Below are 18,981 nucleotides of genomic sequence, written 5' to 3'. Positions count from 1 at the left end.
ACCCGCCTCAGGCGGCCTTGGCTTGCGGCTTGGCCGACTTGATGCGGGTCACGCTCTGGCGGCCGTCGATGCTAACAGGCACCTCGCCATCGATGGTCGCGCGGCGCACGACGCGATGCTGATCGCCATAATCATTAACGGCGTAGTGCTGGGTCGCACGATTGTCCCAGATCACGACGTCCCCCTGTCTCCAGCTCCACCGCACGGTGTTCTCCGGCGCGGTGATGTGCGACTGGAACAGGTCGAACAGCTTCTGGCCGTCATATTTCGGCAGGCCGACGAAGCGCTGGACGAAGTTGCCGAGCACCAGCGTCCGCTCGCCGGTTTCGGGGTGGACGCGAACGACCGGGTGCTCGGTCTCATAGATCGTCCCGGTGAAGACCTCCTCGAAGTGCTTCCTGTCGGCTTTGCTCGCCCGCGTCTTCACGGCGTAGTCGTAGGCATTGCTGTGCACGGCCCAGAGTTCATCCGCGAGCTTGCGCAGCGGAGCCGGCAGGTCGAGATAGGCCGCGGCCGTATTCGACCAGATCGTGTCGCCGCCGAACTCAGGGATTACGACCCCGCGCAGGACGGAAATCTTGGGATAGGCATCGACGAAGGTGACGTCGGTGTGCCACTGGTCCGCGCGGCCGCCGCCTCGCCCGGAATCAAGTTCGAGGATCGACGCCGTTCCCTTGGTTGCGCCGACCGTCGGATGCGGCACCAGCTTGCCGAGCCGGACGGCAAACCGCTCCTGCTCGGCGTCGTCCAGATGACCCTGGTCGCGGAAGAAGATCACCTTGTGTTCAAGCAGCACCTGATTGATCGCTGCAATCGTCCGATCCGGAAGATCGCCCGAGAGCTTGATGTTCCTGATCTCCGCGCCGATACGGGCGGACCGCTTGACGATATCCGCACGCGGAATGACGTTGTCGATGGTGATTCCGTCAGTCATGTCATCTTCCCCGAGACCGCGATCCATTTGGACAAGGCTCCGCCGTTCGCCGATCGCTGCTGCGACGGCGGAGTGAATGACAGTGATGTTGCGATCGATCCTCTTGCAGGACTGCCGTCTGCTCTGGCGGCAATCCCGTCTGGCGGGACCTTTCCGTGAGAGCTGCATCCATGCAGCTCTTGTTCAGTCACACGATGCTAACTCAACGACTTCGGAAATAGCTTCCAAAGTTCGAAGCAAGTAGAAAACAGACGCACCATGGTCATGGCTTGTCCAGTTGCGACTTGCGCTCTCCTCTATTCCGCCGCGACGATGTTCGGCGACCGCCAGACGGCCGACGCATAGAGCGACGGCTCGAAATCGTCGGCGATGGGCCCGTTGATCCGCCCCTCATGCGCGGGAAGGTCGTCGAGGAATAGATCGCGGCTGATCCGCGCAACGACGCCTGGAATATCGCGCTTGAAGCTCGGCACGTCTCCGATCGGCAGGCCGAAGCTGACGAAGGCCGCCGGGTTGAACACGTGAATGTTCCGCAAGTAAGGTGCACGGCCCGGCTCCTTCTCCAGGAATTCGTGCCCCGCGCCAAGATAAGGGTGCGCACCGAGGAAATCGTCCTGCTCGCCCGCTGCCGGCGAGAAGCGGTCACGCCATAGCAGGATCTCGTGGGAAAAGGCGACGAGCTCCGGCCGTCTGGCGAGATCGACCTGGTAGCCCGTACCGGCGATGACGAAATCGAATGCGATATCGCCCTGCGACGTGGTCGCAAGCAGCCGCCGCCCGAACGGCCTGGCTGAGGTCCACGGCGCCGCCAGATGCAGGTGGAAGTTCGGGGATTTGACCACGCGTGCGATCGCGTCGGGCGGCGGCGTCGACCCGGCGCGGCGGAAACGAATGGCCTGATGCCAGCGCAGCGCATCCGGCAGCGCCCCGTAATTGTCGTATGCACCAGGATATCCACGCGTCCTGATCACGGGCTCCGACGCAATCCTGTCGCGGCGCGCGAACAGATGCACCTCCCTCGCCCCGCCTTCGAGTGCAACCGCCGCAGCGTCGAACGCGGACGCCGCGCTGCCCAGCACCGCTACCGACTTGTCGCGCAGCTTGCCGAAATCGATCGCCTCCAGGGTATGTGCATAGAGCTCCTTGGGCAGATGGCGCGAGAGCACCTCGGGAATGGACGGACCGCCGTTGCTCGGAAAACCGCTGGCCAGGATGATCTTACGGGCGGTTTCGGTTCTCGCCTCACCGCCGACGTCGAGATGAAGCCGCAGGTGATCCTGCACCGGTTCGATGCGGAGAAGCCTCGTCCGGTAGCGCACCTCGATGCCAAGCGTCTTGCGATACCAGTCGAGATAGGCTGCCCAGTCCACACGAGCAATTCGATCGATCGCCTCGTATGCAGCCGCGCCATGGCGCGCCTCATACCAGGCCTGAAAGCTCAACCCGGGCAGATCAAGCTCCGGTCCCGGCAGGCTTTTAGGCGTGCGAAGCTTGTGCATGCGCGCGCTGCTCAGCCACGGGCCGGACGAGGCCGCGTCACTTGCAGCATCGATCACCGTGACCTTGCCGATGCCGGCGCGGCGCAATGCGAAGGCAAAAGCGCTTCCGGATTGCCCGCCGCCGATGACCGCGACGTTGTGATCAATCGCGTGACGATCCGGGACCCAGTTCTGCGGATCTGGACCAATCAATCGCAAGGTCTCGCGAGCCGCGTCGTCGATATCGGATTGAAACATGTTGCACCCGGATTTGTCTGCATCAGATGCGACCAAATCGTAGAAGCCAACGACGCTCAGTCAATGAAATGGAATTGGTTTTGTTTGCGGGCTCGAACAACGAACTCACCATGACGTCACGGCGCGTCGAACGATTTGCGTCGACAGCGCCGAGCAACCCAGAAGCGCGACGCGACATTCGTTCGCAGCGACTACTTTCTGTTGAGACGATCGGTTTGTGACATCATCTACTTAATGCGCTCCCGCCGCTAGATTCATGCTCGCGTTGCACCGAACAACGCAAATCCATTTCATCGACTTTTCTCACCCGGGCAACATAGAGTTCGTCTCGATCAAAGTCGCCTCGGCGGCTGCAGGAGATTTTGGACAGAACGATGTCGACCGCCGGCGTCATCAGCCTTGAACGGGACTCGCCCGAGCTTGCACACACCTACGAGCAGGCCAGCATCCTTCAGTTTCACCACGGCAAATTCCTCATAGGCCCGCTGTCCCTGAAGTCCGGAGACCGCGTACTCGATATCGGTGCCGGCACTGGCCGCCTGACCGAGTTCGTCGCGGGACTTGCCGGCCCGACCGGCCGCGTGATCGGCATCGACCCGCTGGAGAACCGGATCGCCATCGCGCGCCTGCGTGCCTCGGAGACACTGACCTTCGATGTCGGCCGCGCCGAGGACCTTTCGCGCTTTGGACCCGCGGAATTCGACGCCGTCTACCTCAACAGCGTTTTCCACTGGATCGCGGACAAGCGGCTGGCGCTGCGCGAGATCGAGCGCGTCCTCAAGCCGGGCGGCCGGATCGGGCTGAACGTTCAGGATCCGAGCAAACCTCACGAGTCGCGAACCCTGCTTCGCCAGGCAATCGAACGGGCCGGGTTCGGCGAGAGAAGCGGCGAGTCGCAACGGGTGCTCGGGGCGACCGACGACGAGCTCAAGACGCTGTTCGCCGAGACTGGCTTCGTCGACTACCGCAGCGACCTGCGCTCGCTGGTCGATCTCCACCAGAACGTGACCTCAGTGCTCAAATGGTCTGAGGCCAGCGCATTCGGCAATTTCCTTGCCGCCTTCTCACCGGCAGAACGGACACAGATCGACGCGGCCTTTGCTGCGCTGCTCGAAGCGAAGCGTATCCCGGAGGGCCTGCGCCTAGAGCGCTATCTGCGCTTCGCCTTCGCGCGAAAGCCGGCGCCGCAAACAACCCCTTCCGTCTCATAGCCGCTCGCGTCTCTATCCGGCCATCGCACCTGGACATTCGAACCATGAGCAACCAACGGCAGCTTGTTCTCAATCTTTTCATCTACCCCGGCGGCCATCACGAAGCCGCGTGGCGTTACAAGGGATCGTCGGCGGAACGCATCCTCGACATCACCTTCTATCAGGAGTTGGCGCAGCGGGCCGAGGCCAGCAAATTCGATGCGATCTTCTTTGCCGACGGGCCGGCCCTCGCCGACAACGTCCGCTATGCCCAGCGCTTTCGCTTCGAACCGATCACATGGCTGGCCGCGATCGCCGCAGTCACGAAGCGCATCGGCCTCATCGCGACCGCGTCAACCACCTATACCGAGCCCTACAACCTCGCACGCCTGTTTGCCTCGCTCGACCATCTGAGCCAGGGCCGCGCCGGCTGGAATATCGTGACCACCAGCGCGCCGCAGGCCGCGCAGAATTTTGGCCTGCCCGAACACCCCCCGCATCATGAACGCTACGAGCGCGCCCGCGAGTATCTCGATGTGATCTCGCGGCTCTGGGACAGCTGGGAGGACGACGCGCTCGTCAACGACCCAGCCTCCGGCATCTTCGCCGACACCAGCAAGATCCATACGCTCGACCATGTCGGCAAGCACTTTCGCGTCCGTGGCCCGCTGAACATCTCGCGCGTGCCGCAGGGCCGGCCGGTCTATGTGCAGGCCGGCGCCTCCGACGACGGCCGCGCCTTTGCCGCCCGTTATGCAGAGGCGATCTTCACCGCACACCAGACGCTGGACTCGGCCAAGGCCTTTTATGAAGACATCAAGCGCCAGGCCCGCACCTTCGACCGTGGCCCCGACGAGATCAAGATCCTGCCCGGCATCAGTCCGTTCATCGGCAGCACGCAAGCCGAGGCCGACCGACTGGAAGAGGAATTCAACGCACTGATCCAGCCCGAATATTCCCTGACCCAGCTGCGCCAGATGATCGGCGTCGATCTCACCGGCTACGACCTCGACGGCCCCGTTCCCCGCCATCTCATCGACACGGCGAGCGCGCGCGGCGTAGCCAGCCGCTTCAAGCTCGTCGTCGATATTGTCGACCGCGAGAAGCCGACCATCCGCCAGCTCGTCCAACGCCTCGCCGGCGCGCGCGGCCACTGGGTCATCGCCGGCACGCCCGAAAAGATCGCGGACAACATCCAGGCCTGGTTCGAAAATGGCGCCGCGGACGGCTTCAACGTGATGCCGCCCTGGCTGCCCGGCGGCCTCGATATTTTCGCCGAGCAGGTGGTCCCGATCCTGCGCAAGCGCGGCCTGTTCCGTCAGGATTATACCGGCACGACGCTGCGCGAGCACTACGGCCTTGCGCGCCCGGCCAGCATCTACTCCAACGCGGTCAAGGCGATCGCCTAACCGCATCCCCCATTCAGAACTCAAGCTCAGCAAGTGAAAATGAAGACAGCGTTGTTTCTCCTCTCCGGCCTTTTGGCTCTCTCCCCCTTCGCTGCCGGAAATGTCTCGGCACAGCAACCCGCGAAGCCGGAGTTGCGGGTTGGCTTCGTGCCGGGTCCCTACATCGACGAGTTCAAGATCGGCGTCGAGCCGGAGCTGAAGAAGAAGGGCTACAAGATCCGCTATGTCGAGTTCTCGACGGGGCTCGAAGCCAATAACGCGGTGTTCAAGTCCGAGATCGATGCCAATGTGATGCAGCACACGATCTTCCTCGAGTCTTACAACGAGCGTCAGAAGACCGATCTCGTCGGCATCGTCCACGTCCCGACACCACCGATGGGCCTCTATTCGAAGAAGCACCAGCTGGGTTCGCCGATCAAGCCGGGCTCCAGCGTCGCCGTGCCAAACGATCCGGTCAATCTGCAGCGCGCACTCTGGGTGTTGCGCGATCTCGGCCTGATCGAGATTCGCGACAGCAAGCCCGTCGACGTCACCGAGCTCGATGTCGTCAAGAATCCCGGCGGCATCAAGCTGGTCCCGCTCGAGGCCGCGCAGGCACCGCGCGCGCTCGACGACGTCGACTTCGCCGCCATCCAGGGCAATTTCGCGATCTTCAGCGGGCTGAAGCTGACCAACGCCTTCGCGCTCGAGAAGATGACAACGCCCTATATCAATGTGCTCGCCGTGAAGAAGGCGAATGCCAACGCCGAATGGGCGCAGGACATCGTCGCCGGCTACAAGTCGCCTGCGTTCAGGGCCGCGATCCACGCCGACCGGTTCTACGACGGTTTCACCTTGCCTGACTACATGAAGTGAGCGGAGCGCATGTTCGAATTCACGCTTGAATGGGCGGGCCGTCGTTCCGTCGCCGAGCGCGCGATCGACGCGCGAGCGGTGACTGATCAGCTCCACATCCGCGAGGCTTTGATCTTCCCGTTGGTCCTGCTGATCGTGTTCCTGTTCGCGCTGGGCATCATGACAGGCGCACATTTGAATGGACGAGCCAACGACGCCTTGCCGTATCTCGTATCCGGAGGCATGGGCATGCCCATGCTCTATCCGGCGTCGGCATTATGCCGCAGGCCGTCGAACCTGGGTTCAGTGCCGCGGCTCCAACAAGCCGACGTGCTCGCGCTAATGACGGCTGACTAGCGGCAAGGCTATGCCTTTCATGCCTTCCCCGAGGCGGTGAGCATCAAAATCATCCACAGCTGCCAAGCAGCGTGCAATTTTCCAACCGCGCTCGCAACGACGCCAGCATGATTCAACCAAACTGATCCCGACGCGTGAGTAGCAATGTTCAACGCCATCGCCGACGTGATAGCTTTTCCGAGTTCTCGCCCTACACCGTTGTCCGGAGTGAACATGAGCTACGTCATCTCGCTGCAATCAGGCTTCGCTCGTTTGATCGAACAGGCACGCGGATGGTTCCAGCGCTCGCCGCGGCCGCGGACAGGCGGCCCGGACGACAAGCAAGACGATCTCTACGAGATCTTCCTGTTCGGGCCTCACGGCTGACGCCAGACAACGCGTCCAACTTTCCATCACACTGAGGTTTTTGACATGACCGACGCTGCGCTGCAGCTCGCCGAGACCGGCCGCCGCCTGGATGCCATCGACCGCAAGATCCTGACGGTGCTTCAGGAGGATGCCGCGCTCTCGGTGGCTGAAATCGGCGACCGGGTCGGCTTGTCCTCGACGCCGTGCTGGAAACGGATCCAGCGGCTCGAGGCCGACGGCATCATCCTGAAGCGTGTTGCGCTGGTCGATCAGAACAAGATCGGCCTCGGCCTTTCGGTGTTCGTCTCGGTGGAAAGCTCCGATCACTCCGATGCCTGGCTGAAGCGTTTTGCCACGGCGGTCAGCGCAATGCCGGAGGTCATGGAGTTCTACCGGATGGCCGGCGATGTCGACTACATGCTGCGCGTCGTCATCCCGGACATGCAAAGCTACGACGTATTCTACAAGAAGCTGATCCACGCCGTTCCGCTCAAGAACGTCACCTCGCGCTTTGCGATGGAGAAGATCAAGTCGATCACGGCGCTGCCGGTTCCGCCGTTGGCGGCGGATTGAGATCTCACACGCGATGAACGCGGCCCGTGGCCTTGCCGTCAGACCGTTGCGTACCGCGAGAGAAATGGCTTGACGGCGGCGAGCACGGCCTCAGGCTGTTCTTCCGGCTGGAGATGACCGCCGGGGATGGCCCAGCCCTCGACATCGGCGGCCCAGTTCCTCCAGATCTGGAGCGGCGAATCCGTTTCGCTGAAGCGGCCTTGCTCCCATAGCACCAGCACGGGGCAATCGAGAGTGCGCCCGGCAGCACGATCGGCGAGGTCGTGCTCATGGTCGATCGTGGCTCCGGCGCGATAGTCCTGCATCATTGCATGCCGCACGTCCGGTCTCCGGAATGCTTCTCGATAGACCGAGAGCGCTTCGTCCGACAGGCAACCAAACTCCTTGGTCATTCTTCGCAACGTCCGGTCCAGGAAGAAATCGGGGTCTCCGCTCAACAGCCGTTCCGGCAAGTCATAGGGTTGCGCGAACAACAGCCAGTGATAGGCGCCGAGCGCAAAATCCCTGCCGGCACGCGCCCAGACTTCGCTGGTTGGAATGACGGTCAAGGACACGAAGGCCCGTACGGCTCCAGGGTGATCCAATGCCAACCGGTATCCGACCCGGGCACCGCGGTCGTGTCCGACGACGGCAAAGCGATCAAACCCGAATTGCTTCATGACCGCGACCTGATCGCGCGCCATCGTGCGCTTGGAGTAGGCCGAGGCGTCGGCCTGCTGCGGCCCGCGGCTGTCGCCATATCCCCGCAGATCCGTAGCGACAATGGTGTGGTCGCGCGCCAGAACGGGAGCAATGCGATGCCAGGCGACGTGTGTCTGCGGATAGCCGTGGAGAAGCAGCAGCGGAGGACCGCTCCCGCCTATGAACGCGGCAATCGTCGCGCCATCGGTCCGGATGTCATGTCGCTCGAAGCCGTTGAACATGACTGGCCTCGCCCCGATTTGCTTCCTGATGATCTACCCGCATTCAGCGGCCGTAGAGCGATGTCAACGCTTCGCGCAGGGTAGCCCAATTTTGCAACTCGTCTGTCGCCCGGCCCCCCTGAACGAGTTGACCGGCACATAGTTTTCCGCTTTCTGCCGACTTCCTTGCCCGTTCTCCCCTAAAACACAGCTGTTGGATCCCATCAACGGCAGTCTGCCGATCCAATCCTCGCCGACCTTGAGTGAAGCGCCGCCAAATGATCGATTTGGGGGACGCATGAAGGCGTGAAACATGGCCCTCCGATCCCAGTGCGCCGCGTCGCTGATGGGATAGTAGGTCGCAGTCGTAGCTGTTCCAGCATGTTGTGTTTCCAGAACTGCCCGCTCCGTTTCAGAGGACTTTGCTCACGTTGGTTGACGCAAGATTTTTCTTGATCTCCCGGTGCACACGTGGCGCACACGCCGACCTCTAACCAGTTGAAAAACTTAAATTCTCGCTCCAATCCATCATGGGGGCCACGGAGAAGAGATAGTCTTGAGATTTCAATCTATTACCACAATTTCTTCCAGCTCGCTCCCGTTATACTATTTTTGCGGAAATAGTATAGCGACCGAAAGCGCGTGATCGCCAAGCCGTCCGCAGCCTCGGCAAGATCTCGCTGCGCGCGGACGCCACCATGGAGGAACGGCAAACGAAAGAGCAGTGTCGAATGGTGACGAACCGATTTCGACACCTCTATCCGATAGGGCTTCTTTTCGACCTGACCCAATTGGTGCGTTGGCGAATGCGCAAGTGAAGCGCAGCGAACGTGGCCGAATTCCACGAAAAGCGCAGGAAATTCAACGAAGCTGATCGATGTCCCGCCGCTCATAACAGTCTGGTTGCAGGTTCGAGTCCCGCCGGAGCGGCAGAGGCGCTTAGTTGCTTTCACTGCTGGGAGCGGCTTCGTATTTATGGGGTCATGCCCCTCAGGAGTTTCATTCCGTGCCGCAAGCTATCTTATCCGCGCAGAGTCGGCCTCTACGTTCGCCTGCCGAGTTAGCCTCCATCATTACAACCGTCTATGAGCGGATCGAACGGGACCGGCGCCGCAACTGCTGGATCTATGTGCGGCCCATAGAAGAAGCGCTGGCCGAGGCTGATGCCCTTGTACAGCGAGCGGAGAAGGGTGAAGTCCTGCCGCTCCTTGGCGTGCCATTCGGCGTCAAGGATAATATTGACGTCGAGGACATGCCAACGACAGCAGCCTGTCCGTCATTCGAATATGTGGCTGCGCAATCGGCCAGATGCGTCGAGAGATTGACGGCCGCTGGTGCGATCTGTCTTGGCAAAACCAACCTGGATCAATTCGCAACCGGACTGTCCGGCACCCGCTCCCCCTATGGCACCTGTTCCAGCGCTGCTAACGATCTGTATATTTCCGGCGGTTCGAGTTCCGGTTCGGCTGCTGCTGTAGCATCCGGCCATGTTGCCTTCGCTCTCGGCACTGATACCGGCGGCTCGGGCCGGATTCCCGCAGGCTTCAATGGGATCATTGGGATCAAGCCAACCGTCGGCCTCGTCTCGTCCCGGGGGCTTGTGCCGAACTGTCCGACGCTCGATTGTCCCTCGATTTTCTGCAATTCCATTGCCGAAGGTCGAATTCTGCTCGGGTTGATCGAAGGATTCGACGACGCCGATCCTTTTAGCCGCCAACGGATTGCCTCGTCCTCCCCATCTCCTCGCAAATTCCGGTTCGGCCAGGTCTCGGTCGGTCATCTGAATTCATTCGGCATGCCGGAATGTAATGACCTCTACAGGCAGGCCTGCGCGAGGCTTTCGGGACTGGGAGGTCAAGCCAGACAGATTGACTTCACGCCCTTCGCCGAAGCCGGTGAAATGCTCTTCTCAGGGCCTTGGATTGCTGAACGTCATGCTGCGATCAGTAAGCTCCTCGACATCGATCATGGCGAACTGCTTGAAGTCACCCGCAACGTGCTGAGCGCAGCTGCCCGGTTTTCCGCAATAGATGCGTTCGCCGCGCAACATCTGCTCTTGAAGCTGCGACGGCAGATCCAATCGCTTTTCGAGGAGATCGATGTCCTGGTGGTACCTACCGCACCACGCCCCTTCACGATCTCGGAGATGATGGAAGATCCTATCACGCTCAATAGTCGCCTCGGTTACTACTCTTATTTTGCCAATCTCGTGGACTTGTGCGCGGTGGCAGTTCCCAACGCAACGCTCGTCAACGGGATGCCGATGGGCATCACTTTGCTGGCGCCTGCGTGGCGTGACCACGCTCTTCTCGACCTTGCCGAGCGATGGCTGCCCGATGCGAAGGCTGCACAGTTCGATCTAAAAGAATATCAGAAGGCCGCGCCTTAGACGACTTCGAGATCGAGAGCGCGTAGATTGAGGATCACAATCAGGCCCCGATGATAACGGATGACGCCCCTTGCCTGCATGCGAGAAAGCTGCACCGTAACCCATTGGCGGGTTGAGCCGATCAGATTGGCGAGATCACCATGCGTGAACGGGATCCCGATCACGATCTCACGGCCTTGCTGCGAGCCGTAGATCTTCGAGAGAAAAACCAACAGACGATGCAACCGCTCGGTAACCGAGCGGGTCCCCAGCATTTGCGCCATGGCCGAGTAGCACCTTGCCTTGAACGCGAGTGCATCCAGGAGAGCGACCGCGATGCTGGCCGATTGAAGCGCTAGCGCGCGTAGGGCTGGGCCGGGCAAAAACGTCACTTGGCTCCGCTCCACCGCAACCGAAGACCATACGTGGGCACCGGTACCGAACAGATCCGGGCCGCCGACAAAATTGCCGGCGAACCAATAGGCCAGCGTCACCTCACGTCCGGAAGGAGCCGCGTAGTAGCTGCGAATACGCCCCTCTTCGATCAGATAAATGCCGTTCTGTAGGTCGCCCTGCCGCCAGACATGCTTGCCTGCCTGCAGGACCTCCTCGCGGCCGATGGCGAGGACACGACTCCGGTCAGCCTCACACAGCGGATCCAACAAGCCGGGCAGCGACCCGACCAGAGCATCCGATCCCGCCAGCATGATGCCGGTCGTATTCCTGAGACCTGCCGCTGACATCTGCTCGCTCCCCTTGCCGCCGCAAGGAAAACCATTCAAGAGCCGTGCCAGACGATGTCGTCAGGCGCCTACCTCCTGATTTCCAGCTGCTCGAAGGCCCTGCGGCCTTCCGAGCGGATCAGGTCAAGGCAATCCCGCTTGAGGGCGAGATAGGCAGCCTCCGCAACGATGGCGTTGGAGCGCGGTCGCGGCAGGCTCACCTGAAGGTCTTTGAGGATGCGGCCTGGTCCCGCGCTCATGATCAGCACACGGTCAGAGAGAAGGATCGCTTCATCGATGTCGTGTGTGACGAAGACGATTGTTGCGTTGATCCGCTCGCGGAGCTCGAGCAGATTGTCCTGCATGACCGCCCGGGTCTGCGCATCCAGCGCTCCGAAAGGCTCGTCCATCAACAGCACACGCGGCTGATTGGCGAGGGCACGGGCAATCGCAACCCGCTGCTGCATGCCTCCCGACAGCGTGTGCGGATATGACGACGCAAATTTGGTCAGTCCGATCATCTCGATGAGGTCGTCGGCAATCCGCAGCGCCTCCGCTTTCGGCTTGCCGAGGGCGCGCGGCCCGTGCGCGATGTTCCGGCGCACCGATTTCCACGGAAACAGATGTGGCTGCTGGAAGACCATCCCGATCTCGGGCCGTGGCGCGAGCATTGCTTCGCCGGCTATGAGCACCTGACCTTCGAACGGCCGCTCGAGGCCGGCCATCGCATTCAGGAGCGTGGACTTGCCGCAGCCGGATGGACCGACGATCGAGACGAATTCCCCATGGGCTACCGCCAGGGATACGCGGTCGACCGCGATAACCTGTCCCCTCGGCGCATCGAAGACGATACTCAGCTCCTCGACCCGGATGATCGCCTGACGCGCCGGCGCGGAAGGCGAGTACGTATCCACGAGCCTGAGCGGCTGGTCTGGACGAAGCAGGCTCGGGATCATCGCCACCACACCGCACGTTCGGCAAGAATCGCGAAGGAACGGTCGGCGACGAAGGAAAGCAACCCGAGAGCCGCCAACCCGCCCATGACCTGACCCGTTTGCATGTTCTGTTGCGCAATTTCGATACGGTAGACGATACCGGCGAACGCTCCCGCCAACTCCGCGGCGACCAGCGTGTAGAAAGAGATGCTCACCGCGGTCCGAAGACCGACCGTGATATAAGGCAGCGCGCCAAGAAGGACGATCTCCCACAGCATCTGCGGTTGCGGCGTGCTGAGCATCTGGGCGGCACGGATAAGTCCACGGTCGACTTTCTGCACCCCTATGTGGGTCGCGAGCCATACCGTGAAGAACACGCCCCAAACGACCAGGAAGAGCTTGCCTGTCTCCGAGAGGCCAAACCAGAGGATGACGATCGGCACGAAGGCGATGGGAGGAATTGGTCGAAGGATGTGAAACAAGGGTGAAAGCAGGCTGGACACCAGCCGAAACCTGCCAGTCAGGACGCCAAGTACGATCCCGCCCGCGGCCCCGATCGCAAATCCCGCGGCCACGCGCGAGAGGCTCGCCATCAGGTCCCCGAAAAACTGTCCGCTGCGGATCCATTCGAGAACGGCGACAGCGACGGTCGATGGCGGCGGAAACAGCACGGCGTTCACGATGCCGGAGCGCGCAACCAGTTCCCACACGCCTGTGAAGGCGGGCACGGAGAGGATAGCGACCAGTACGCTCAGCCGTGCGGTCGCGCGCGCACTGCTGCGTCCGCCGACGCTCACGGGCGCGCCTCCAGTGTGACGCGAGCTGGATCGAGCGCCTTCAGCGGCGCCGTCACCAAGACTTTCGAGAAATCGGGCATGCTCGCTCCAGGGGGATGATTGCCGGTCTCGAGCCGCCAGGCGGCATGGGTTTTCAGAGTCGCGAGAATCCTGTCGTCGAGACGCACATGGTAGATGTAGTCTGGCCAGATCGCAGCCAATTCATCGCGTTTCATCCCGGTCGCTGCGGCGATGACGTCGATCGCTTCATCCGGATGCGCCTTGAGCCAGCCCTCGGCTTCGATGAGGGACGCCAGGAACTTGCTGACGGTCGCCGGGTTGGCCGCGAGGTAAGACTGCGTAACGACAATGTTGAAGGTCTCCGAGTAGAGACCTTTGGTCTCAAGCGGGATCGCGCCTTCGCCAAGAGCCTTCTTCGCATTCGCGACGTGCGGCTCCCAGGTATCGAACGCGTCGATACTGCCGGCCGCCATGGCGGGAAGCATCTCCTGAGGTCGCAGGTTGACGAGCGTCACGTCCTTCGATGTCAGGCCCGCCGCTTTCAACAGAACCGACGTGTAAACTTCGCTGCCGGTTCCGGCCGTAAAGGCGATTCGCTTTCCACGCAGATCGGCCTTCGTCCTGATCCCGGCAGAAGCTGCGGTCATGGTCTTGAGATCCGAATATTCCATCCCCGCCACGAAGGCGATCGGCTGTTGCGCCATCGCGGCCGCCGTGACCGGCGCCTCGGCGGTTGTCGCGATATCCGCCCCTCCCCCAAGCACCGTATCGAGGCACTGCTTCCCGCTGGTGAAATTGGAGACCGAGATGTCGAGCCCCTGCTTGGCGAAAATGCCTTTCGCATTGGCGATGATCGCCAGTCCTGAGATCGGCCCAAGATTCTGGGCGAGCCGCGCCTTCCGCAATTCTTCGGCTGTCGCGCGCACAGGCATCGCAAACAGAAAGGACGCAGATAGCACGAACACGGCAGAGCGAAGAGCGGTTGTTGATCGCATGCCAAACCCCTGTGATGCCGGCGACCGGAGTGATCGACCGTGGCGAGAGGGTCGTCTGAAGACGGGAGACCGTGAAGCAATTAATCGACAAGGCCCGACGCTGCCCAATTCTTGCGTAAGCAGAGCAGCTTCCGACTGTGACCGCGGCAATAAATTCATCAAGCTGCCCACTCCTTGGGCGCATCGTAGCCGGGGCTGATCTGTTCGGGATCGGAACCGCCTCCGGAGAAGCAAAGGCGCGCGACCGGCGTTCGCAGCGCGGGCGGCATCTGCGCGCCGCTGCCTGCGGCAACGGCACCCTGCTGGCTTTCGTCAGGCCCTGATCTCGATTCAATCAGAACCGATCGCGCTTTCGATGCCATTGCGTGCGCGGCGAAACCAAGCCCACGTCTGCCGCGTCACTGCGATGTAGCCAGGGCCGCGGTGGACGATCTGCTCGGCGACGATCCGGTTCAGTTTCGGCAGCGCGTGAAACGGAATCGAAGGATAGGCATGGTGCTCGACATGATAGGGCATGTTCCATGCAAACCAGCGCACAAACATGGCGGTATAAGTGGTGCGCGTATTCTGGAAGGCGCTGCGTGTGCGATCGCAACCGGTGTGTTCGGCAAGGAGATACGGACGCAGAAACACTTGACCGACGATCACGGGAACGACCCAGATCCACAACAGGATCAAAGTTTGCAGCGCGACCGATGCCAGCAGCAGCGCGACGTAGCCTGCCAGATAGAGGCGCGCTTCCGTCACGACAATGTGGCGTTTGCTTTCCGGAATCCAGGGCGATGTGGCGTTGCCGGTCAACGCATGGCGAAGCATCAGCCGCGCCCGGAAGGCTACCTGCCGCAAGCCGCTATAGACGATCACCAGTTGCGCGTCCGAAGTCGGGATCGGAACCGACAGTAGTTCCGGATCCCTCTTTGGATCCTGCGTATAGCGATGATGATCCCAGTGGAACAGGCAGTAGTACTCGTAAGGCAAGCCGACCGCGAACGCGGAGAGATGACCGAAGGCGAGATTGAGCGCGCGGCTGCGGAACGCCGTCTTATGGGCGGTCTCGTGCACCACCATGAACAGGAATGCGACAAAGTAGCCTTGGACGACGACCAGCGGCAACGCCCAGACGATTCCGTATCGCGACGAGACCAGCCAGATCAGCGCGCCGACAGCGACGATGACGCCGTAGTGGCTGGCCGCACGGACCAGGCCTTGCCAATCGGACCGCACCGATAATTCGCGCAGCATGGTCGGAGTCAGCGGCTTTTCTCCGGCGGCAGTGATCGCATTGCTCATGATCGTAGTCGTCTCCTTCCGGGATCACGCACTTGACCGTGCTCGTGCGGACGCTGGAATTCGTCAAGCACAGACCGAAACTAGGGAGCGACGCCGCATCGCAGAAGCAATTAATTTCACGGGCATTAGCCACCAGGCATCCGAGATTGCGGCCTTCGCCTCACCGCATTGGCCCGGCGATGGAGCGTCGCCGGGCCAATCGCCAGTGCCGTTTTGGGCAATCAGGTCCAGATCCTATTCCGCGAGCGCTGCGTGCGGACCGCGTTGGCCGTCACAAGATTCTTGTTGATCTTCCGATGCACACGTCGCGCACATGCAGCCTTCATCGTTGAACCGCCAGCGCAATGGGCAGCTCAGTGCCAGTAAAAGGATGCACCGGCGCACGAGACCGCCGCGGCGATCGTAAAAATAAGTCCGCAAAGTCGAGCATCTGACCACGCTCCCGGGCAGCCTCCTGCGCTCCTTTCGCGACTCCATCCCCGAGATGCAACCGCGGCCTGACGGCAGCGGCATCACCCGACCACGACAAAATCCATCAGATACCCCAGCGTAGCGCGGCTGTATGCACTGGGGCGTCCCACAATTCCTTTGACTGGCTGTCGAGCACGGAGACGGTGATCGAGGCACCGGCCATGTCGAGGGACGTCACGTAAGAACCGGTCAGGAAACGCGTCGCTGCGATCCCCGCCCCGTCCAAAATCCGCTTGGCGCTGTTGACCATCAGATAGAGTTCGATCAGTGGCGTTGCGCCAAACCCGTTGACCAGAAGCAGGACTTCGCTGCCCCTGCCGGGTGCGAGATCGCTCAGGATTGAGTTGAGCATCTCGGCAGCAATGTCATCGGCAGAGGCCAGCGGCACCCTGCGGCGCCCCGGCTCACCATGAATGCCGACTCCCATTTCCATTTCGTTGTCAGCCAGGGTGAAGTTCGGCCTGCCCGCCGCCGGGACGGTGCACGGCAGCAGCGCCACGCCCATCGAGCGGGTGCGCCGGTTGACGTCATCGCCGAGCGTCTTGAGCGCGGCGAGCGGCATTCCCTTTTCGGCCGCGGCCCCGACCATCTTTTCCACGATCAGCGTCCCCGCGACGCCGCGACGGCCGGTCGTGTAGGTCGATTTCTCGACCGCGACGTCATCGTTGGTCACCACGCTTGCGACCTCACGCCCGGCCATCTCGGCGGCCATCGTGAAATTCATCACATCGCCTTCGTAGTTCTTGACGATGAAGAGCACGCCTGCCCCGGTGTCGACGGCCTCCGCCGCCTCGATCATCTGATCCGGCGTCGGCGAGGTGAAGACCTGGCCCGGACATGCCGCATCGAGCATGCCGTGGCCGACAAAGCCCGCATGCAGCGGTTCATGGCCGGAGCCGCCGCCAGAGATGAGCGCGACCTTGCCCGGCTTCAGAGTACGGCGGCGCACGAACTTTCTCTCGGCACCGAGCAGCAGGATATCGGCATGGGCCGCCGCCAATCCGTCGAGACTCTCTTCGAGCACCGTGTCGGCGCTGTTGATCAGCTTTTTCATGGCGTCCTCCCGGTTATCTTTTTGTGTTTCGAATTCGTCAGCCGATGCTTTCGGCGTAGCGCGCGAGCTGGGCGGCAAAGTCGACGATGAGTTGCTCCAGCGCGCGATTTTTCTTGTCGTCGCCGAGATCAGGCACCGTCACGGTCACAACGCGCGTGCGGGCCTCGCGATGGGCACCGCGCAGCCGGCCCGGATGCGCGCGACCATAGGCTTCGAGGAACGCCGCGCGCTCGGCACCGGAGAGATGGCAGACCTCGAAGATGATCGCGACATGCTTGGCCGGGATCGGCACCAGATAGGCCGGATTGGTGATCTGGCTGACGAAGGAGCGGTTCTTGCCGAGCGCTGCCGCGAGCTTCAGCCGCGTCCCGGACGGCCGGTTGTCGAGGGCCCGCCGCAGGATGAACTTGTAATCCGCGACATTGCTGTCGCCCGGCCGGCTTATGTCTTCGCCTGCATCGTCATTCATGCGGTCACCCCGGCAATGGCGGCCTTGAGCCGCGCCACCGCAATCGGCGAGACCGAGAGCGTCGTCAAGCCTGTCGCCAGCAGCGCCTTCGTCAGACGCATATCGGCCGCGGCATCGCCGCAGAGGGAGACCTCGACGCCGCGCCTACGTCCGGCCTCGACCGTCCTTGCGATTAGCGCCACCACCGCCGGATGGCCGGCATCGTTGAGGTCGGCAACGGCGCCGATATCGCGTGCCGCGGCCATCGTGTATTGGGTCAGGTCGTTCGACCCGATGGAATAGAACGCCGCATCAAAATCCTCGGCGCATAGCGCTGCGGCCGGGACCTCAACCATGATGCCGAGCGGCGGCCGCGCGCAGGCGATGCCCTCTGCCGTGAGGGTCGCAAACTCCGCGTCCAGCATGGCCTTGGCGCGGTCGAGCTCCGACGGGACCGCGACCATCGGCAGCATCACCTTCAGTGTTCCATGGACAGCCGCACGGCACAGCGCCCGCAACTGCAAGCGAAACACCTCCGGCCGCGCCAGCGAGAGCCGGATCCCGCGCAAGCCCAGGAATGGATTGCGCTCGCCATCGATCGTCAAGCCGACGATTGGCTTGTCGCCACCGGCATCGAGGGTGCGGATCGTCACCGGTCGTCCTGCAGCCCACTCGAGAATGCGCCGATAGACCGCATATTGCGCATCCTCGCCTGGCAGCCCCCTCGAGCCTTCGAATAGAAACTCTGTCCGCACGAGGCCGATACCGTCGCAGATTGCGGGATCGAGGCCCGCGAGATCTTCGGGCGCGGCGACGTTGAGCAGGACGGCGATGCGCCGTCCATCGGCCGTCAGCCCCGGCTTGAGGCGGCCCGCGTCGGCAGCGATCTGCGCCGCGTTTGCCGCCGCCATGCGCTGCTCGAAAAGGCGGCGCGTTTCCGGCTTGGGATCAAAGATCACGGTGCCGGCGTCGCCGTCGACCAGCGCCAGTGACGGCGGCTGTCCGTTCCATGGCAACGGGCCCAATCCGACCACCATGGGGGCGCCACGCGATCGCGCGAGCACCGCGACATGCGATGACGGCGATCCGCTAGCCAGCGCAATGGCGCCGCCACGCGTCCAGTCGACGGCCAGGAAGGTGGACGGCGAAATGTCATCACCCATGACGACGGAATCGCCGGAAATTTTTGCAATCGTATCGGCACCATTCAGACCCGCCAGCACGCGATCGCGAATGTCGACCAAATCGGTGGCACGAGCCCGAAAGTATTCATCATCCGCCGCGCGATAGCCGGCTATCTCCGCATCGAGTGCCGCGCGCCAGGCTTCATCGGCGGCCGCACCACCCGCGATAGCTTCGTAAGCCCCCTCGGCAAGCGCATCGTCACCGAGCATCGCGACCTGGAATTCCAGGATCTCTGCGGCCTCGCCATGAACCGTCGCGATCAGGTCGGCGAGGTCCGCTGCTGCTTCCTCGATCGCCGCCTTCAGCGCTGCGGCCTCCTGGGCCGGGGCGCCCTTCGCCGCCCTACTCACCACCGTACTCGTCAACACGGCGACGGGACCAATGGCGAGGCCTGGCGAGGCGGGATGGCCGGTGAGTTGGATCTCGCCCACGG

Annotated in this window: 18 protein-coding genes; 7 read left to right on the top strand and 11 right to left on the bottom strand. The window is 62.2% G+C overall.

Annotated elements, in window-relative coordinates:
- Positions 1-7 precede the first annotated feature (7 nt).
- Together NLM15_RS17215 and NLM15_RS17210 are read right to left on the bottom strand one after the other, a co-directional pair.
- Entirely contained in the window at positions 8-934 is a 927-nt protein-coding gene (locus NLM15_RS17215) for a TauD/TfdA family dioxygenase (protein WP_254118258.1), read from the bottom strand.
- 296 nt (positions 935-1,230) lie between these two features.
- A complete protein-coding gene (locus tag NLM15_RS17210; RefSeq protein ID WP_254118257.1) occupies positions 1,231-2,670 on the bottom strand; it encodes an FAD-dependent oxidoreductase in 1,440 nt (479 codons plus the stop codon).
- Positions 2,671-3,044: 374 nt separating this feature from the next.
- Between NLM15_RS17210 and NLM15_RS17205 the strand changes: the two genes are divergently transcribed.
- From NLM15_RS17205 to NLM15_RS17180, 6 genes are all read left to right on the top strand, one after another.
- A complete protein-coding gene (locus NLM15_RS17205; RefSeq protein WP_254118256.1) occupies positions 3,045-3,881 on the top strand; it encodes a class I SAM-dependent methyltransferase in 837 nt (278 codons plus the stop codon).
- Between the two features lie 44 nt (positions 3,882-3,925).
- Positions 3,926-5,269 carry an LLM class flavin-dependent oxidoreductase gene (locus tag NLM15_RS17200; protein ID WP_254118254.1) on the top strand — a complete coding sequence of 448 codons (1,344 nt, stop codon included), beginning with the start codon at positions 3,926-3,928 and terminating at the stop codon, positions 5,267-5,269.
- A 39-nt stretch (positions 5,270-5,308) separates the two neighbouring features.
- Positions 5,309-6,124 carry a MetQ/NlpA family ABC transporter substrate-binding protein gene (locus NLM15_RS17195; RefSeq protein WP_254118253.1) on the top strand — a complete coding sequence of 272 codons (816 nt, stop codon included), beginning with the start codon at positions 5,309-5,311 and terminating at the stop codon, positions 6,122-6,124.
- 9 nt (positions 6,125-6,133) lie between these two features.
- Positions 6,134-6,460: a hypothetical protein gene (locus NLM15_RS17190; RefSeq protein ID WP_254118252.1), complete on the top strand. Its 327-nt coding sequence runs from the start codon at positions 6,134-6,136 to the stop codon at positions 6,458-6,460.
- A gap of 144 nt (positions 6,461-6,604) precedes the next feature.
- A complete protein-coding gene (locus NLM15_RS17185; RefSeq protein ID WP_254118251.1) occupies positions 6,605-6,826 on the top strand; it encodes a hypothetical protein in 222 nt (73 codons plus the stop codon).
- 45 nt (positions 6,827-6,871) lie between these two features.
- Complete coding sequence (locus tag NLM15_RS17180) at positions 6,872-7,381, top strand: Lrp/AsnC family transcriptional regulator (protein WP_254118250.1); 510 nt, start codon at positions 6,872-6,874, stop codon at positions 7,379-7,381.
- A 38-nt stretch (positions 7,382-7,419) separates the two neighbouring features.
- Here the strand turns inward: NLM15_RS17180 and NLM15_RS17175 are convergent, their stop codons facing one another.
- Positions 7,420-8,304: an alpha/beta fold hydrolase gene (locus NLM15_RS17175; protein WP_254118249.1), complete on the bottom strand. Its 885-nt coding sequence runs from the start codon at positions 8,302-8,304 to the stop codon at positions 7,420-7,422.
- Between the two features lie 985 nt (positions 8,305-9,289).
- Between NLM15_RS17175 and atzF the strand changes: the two genes are divergently transcribed.
- Entirely contained in the window at positions 9,290-10,672 is a 1,383-nt protein-coding gene (gene atzF, locus NLM15_RS17170; protein ID WP_254118248.1) for an allophanate hydrolase, read from the top strand.
- On the opposite strand, the gene NLM15_RS17165 is transcribed toward atzF, so the two are convergent.
- The 8 genes from NLM15_RS17165 to ptsP form a co-directional block, all read right to left on the bottom strand.
- Positions 10,669-11,394 carry a Crp/Fnr family transcriptional regulator gene (locus NLM15_RS17165; RefSeq protein WP_254118247.1) on the bottom strand — a complete coding sequence of 242 codons (726 nt, stop codon included), beginning with the start codon at positions 11,392-11,394 and terminating at the stop codon, positions 10,669-10,671. The two genes, atzF and NLM15_RS17165, sit on opposite strands and share 4 nt — an antisense overlap.
- 68 nt (positions 11,395-11,462) lie before the next feature.
- Complete coding sequence (locus tag NLM15_RS17160) at positions 11,463-12,338, bottom strand: ABC transporter ATP-binding protein (RefSeq protein ID WP_254118246.1); 876 nt, start codon at positions 12,336-12,338, stop codon at positions 11,463-11,465.
- Positions 12,326-13,105: an ABC transporter permease gene (locus tag NLM15_RS17155; RefSeq protein ID WP_254118245.1), complete on the bottom strand. Its 780-nt coding sequence runs from the start codon at positions 13,103-13,105 to the stop codon at positions 12,326-12,328. Before NLM15_RS17155 ends, NLM15_RS17160 begins: the two co-directional genes overlap by 13 nt.
- On the bottom strand, positions 13,102-14,037 hold the full coding sequence (locus NLM15_RS17150; RefSeq protein WP_254118244.1) for an NrtA/SsuA/CpmA family ABC transporter substrate-binding protein: 936 nt from the start codon (positions 14,035-14,037) through the stop codon (positions 13,102-13,104). The genes NLM15_RS17155 and NLM15_RS17150 overlap by 4 nt, the downstream gene beginning before the upstream one ends.
- 393 nt (positions 14,038-14,430) lie before the next feature.
- Entirely contained in the window at positions 14,431-15,390 is a 960-nt protein-coding gene (locus tag NLM15_RS17145; protein ID WP_254118243.1) for a fatty acid desaturase, read from the bottom strand.
- A 535-nt stretch (positions 15,391-15,925) separates the two neighbouring features.
- Positions 15,926-16,915 (bottom strand): dihydroxyacetone kinase subunit DhaK, encoded by a 990-nt coding sequence (gene dhaK, locus NLM15_RS17140; protein ID WP_254124268.1) that lies wholly within the window; start codon positions 16,913-16,915, stop codon positions 15,926-15,928.
- Positions 16,916-16,952: 37 nt separating this feature from the next.
- On the bottom strand, positions 16,953-17,384 hold the full coding sequence (locus NLM15_RS17135) for a hypothetical protein (protein ID WP_254118242.1): 432 nt from the start codon (positions 17,382-17,384) through the stop codon (positions 16,953-16,955).
- Positions 17,381-18,979, bottom strand: coding sequence for a phosphoenolpyruvate--protein phosphotransferase (gene ptsP / locus NLM15_RS17130; RefSeq protein ID WP_375166844.1), 1,599 nt, complete (start codon positions 18,977-18,979; stop codon positions 17,381-17,383). Before ptsP ends, NLM15_RS17135 begins: the two co-directional genes overlap by 4 nt.
- Between the last annotated feature and the right edge of the window lie 2 nt (positions 18,980-18,981).

This window comes from Bradyrhizobium sp. CCGB20, from assembly GCF_024199855.1.
In the GTDB taxonomy this organism is placed as follows: Bacteria; Pseudomonadota; Alphaproteobacteria; order Rhizobiales; family Xanthobacteraceae; genus Bradyrhizobium.
This window is presented reverse-complemented; position numbering and strand designations above follow the sequence as displayed.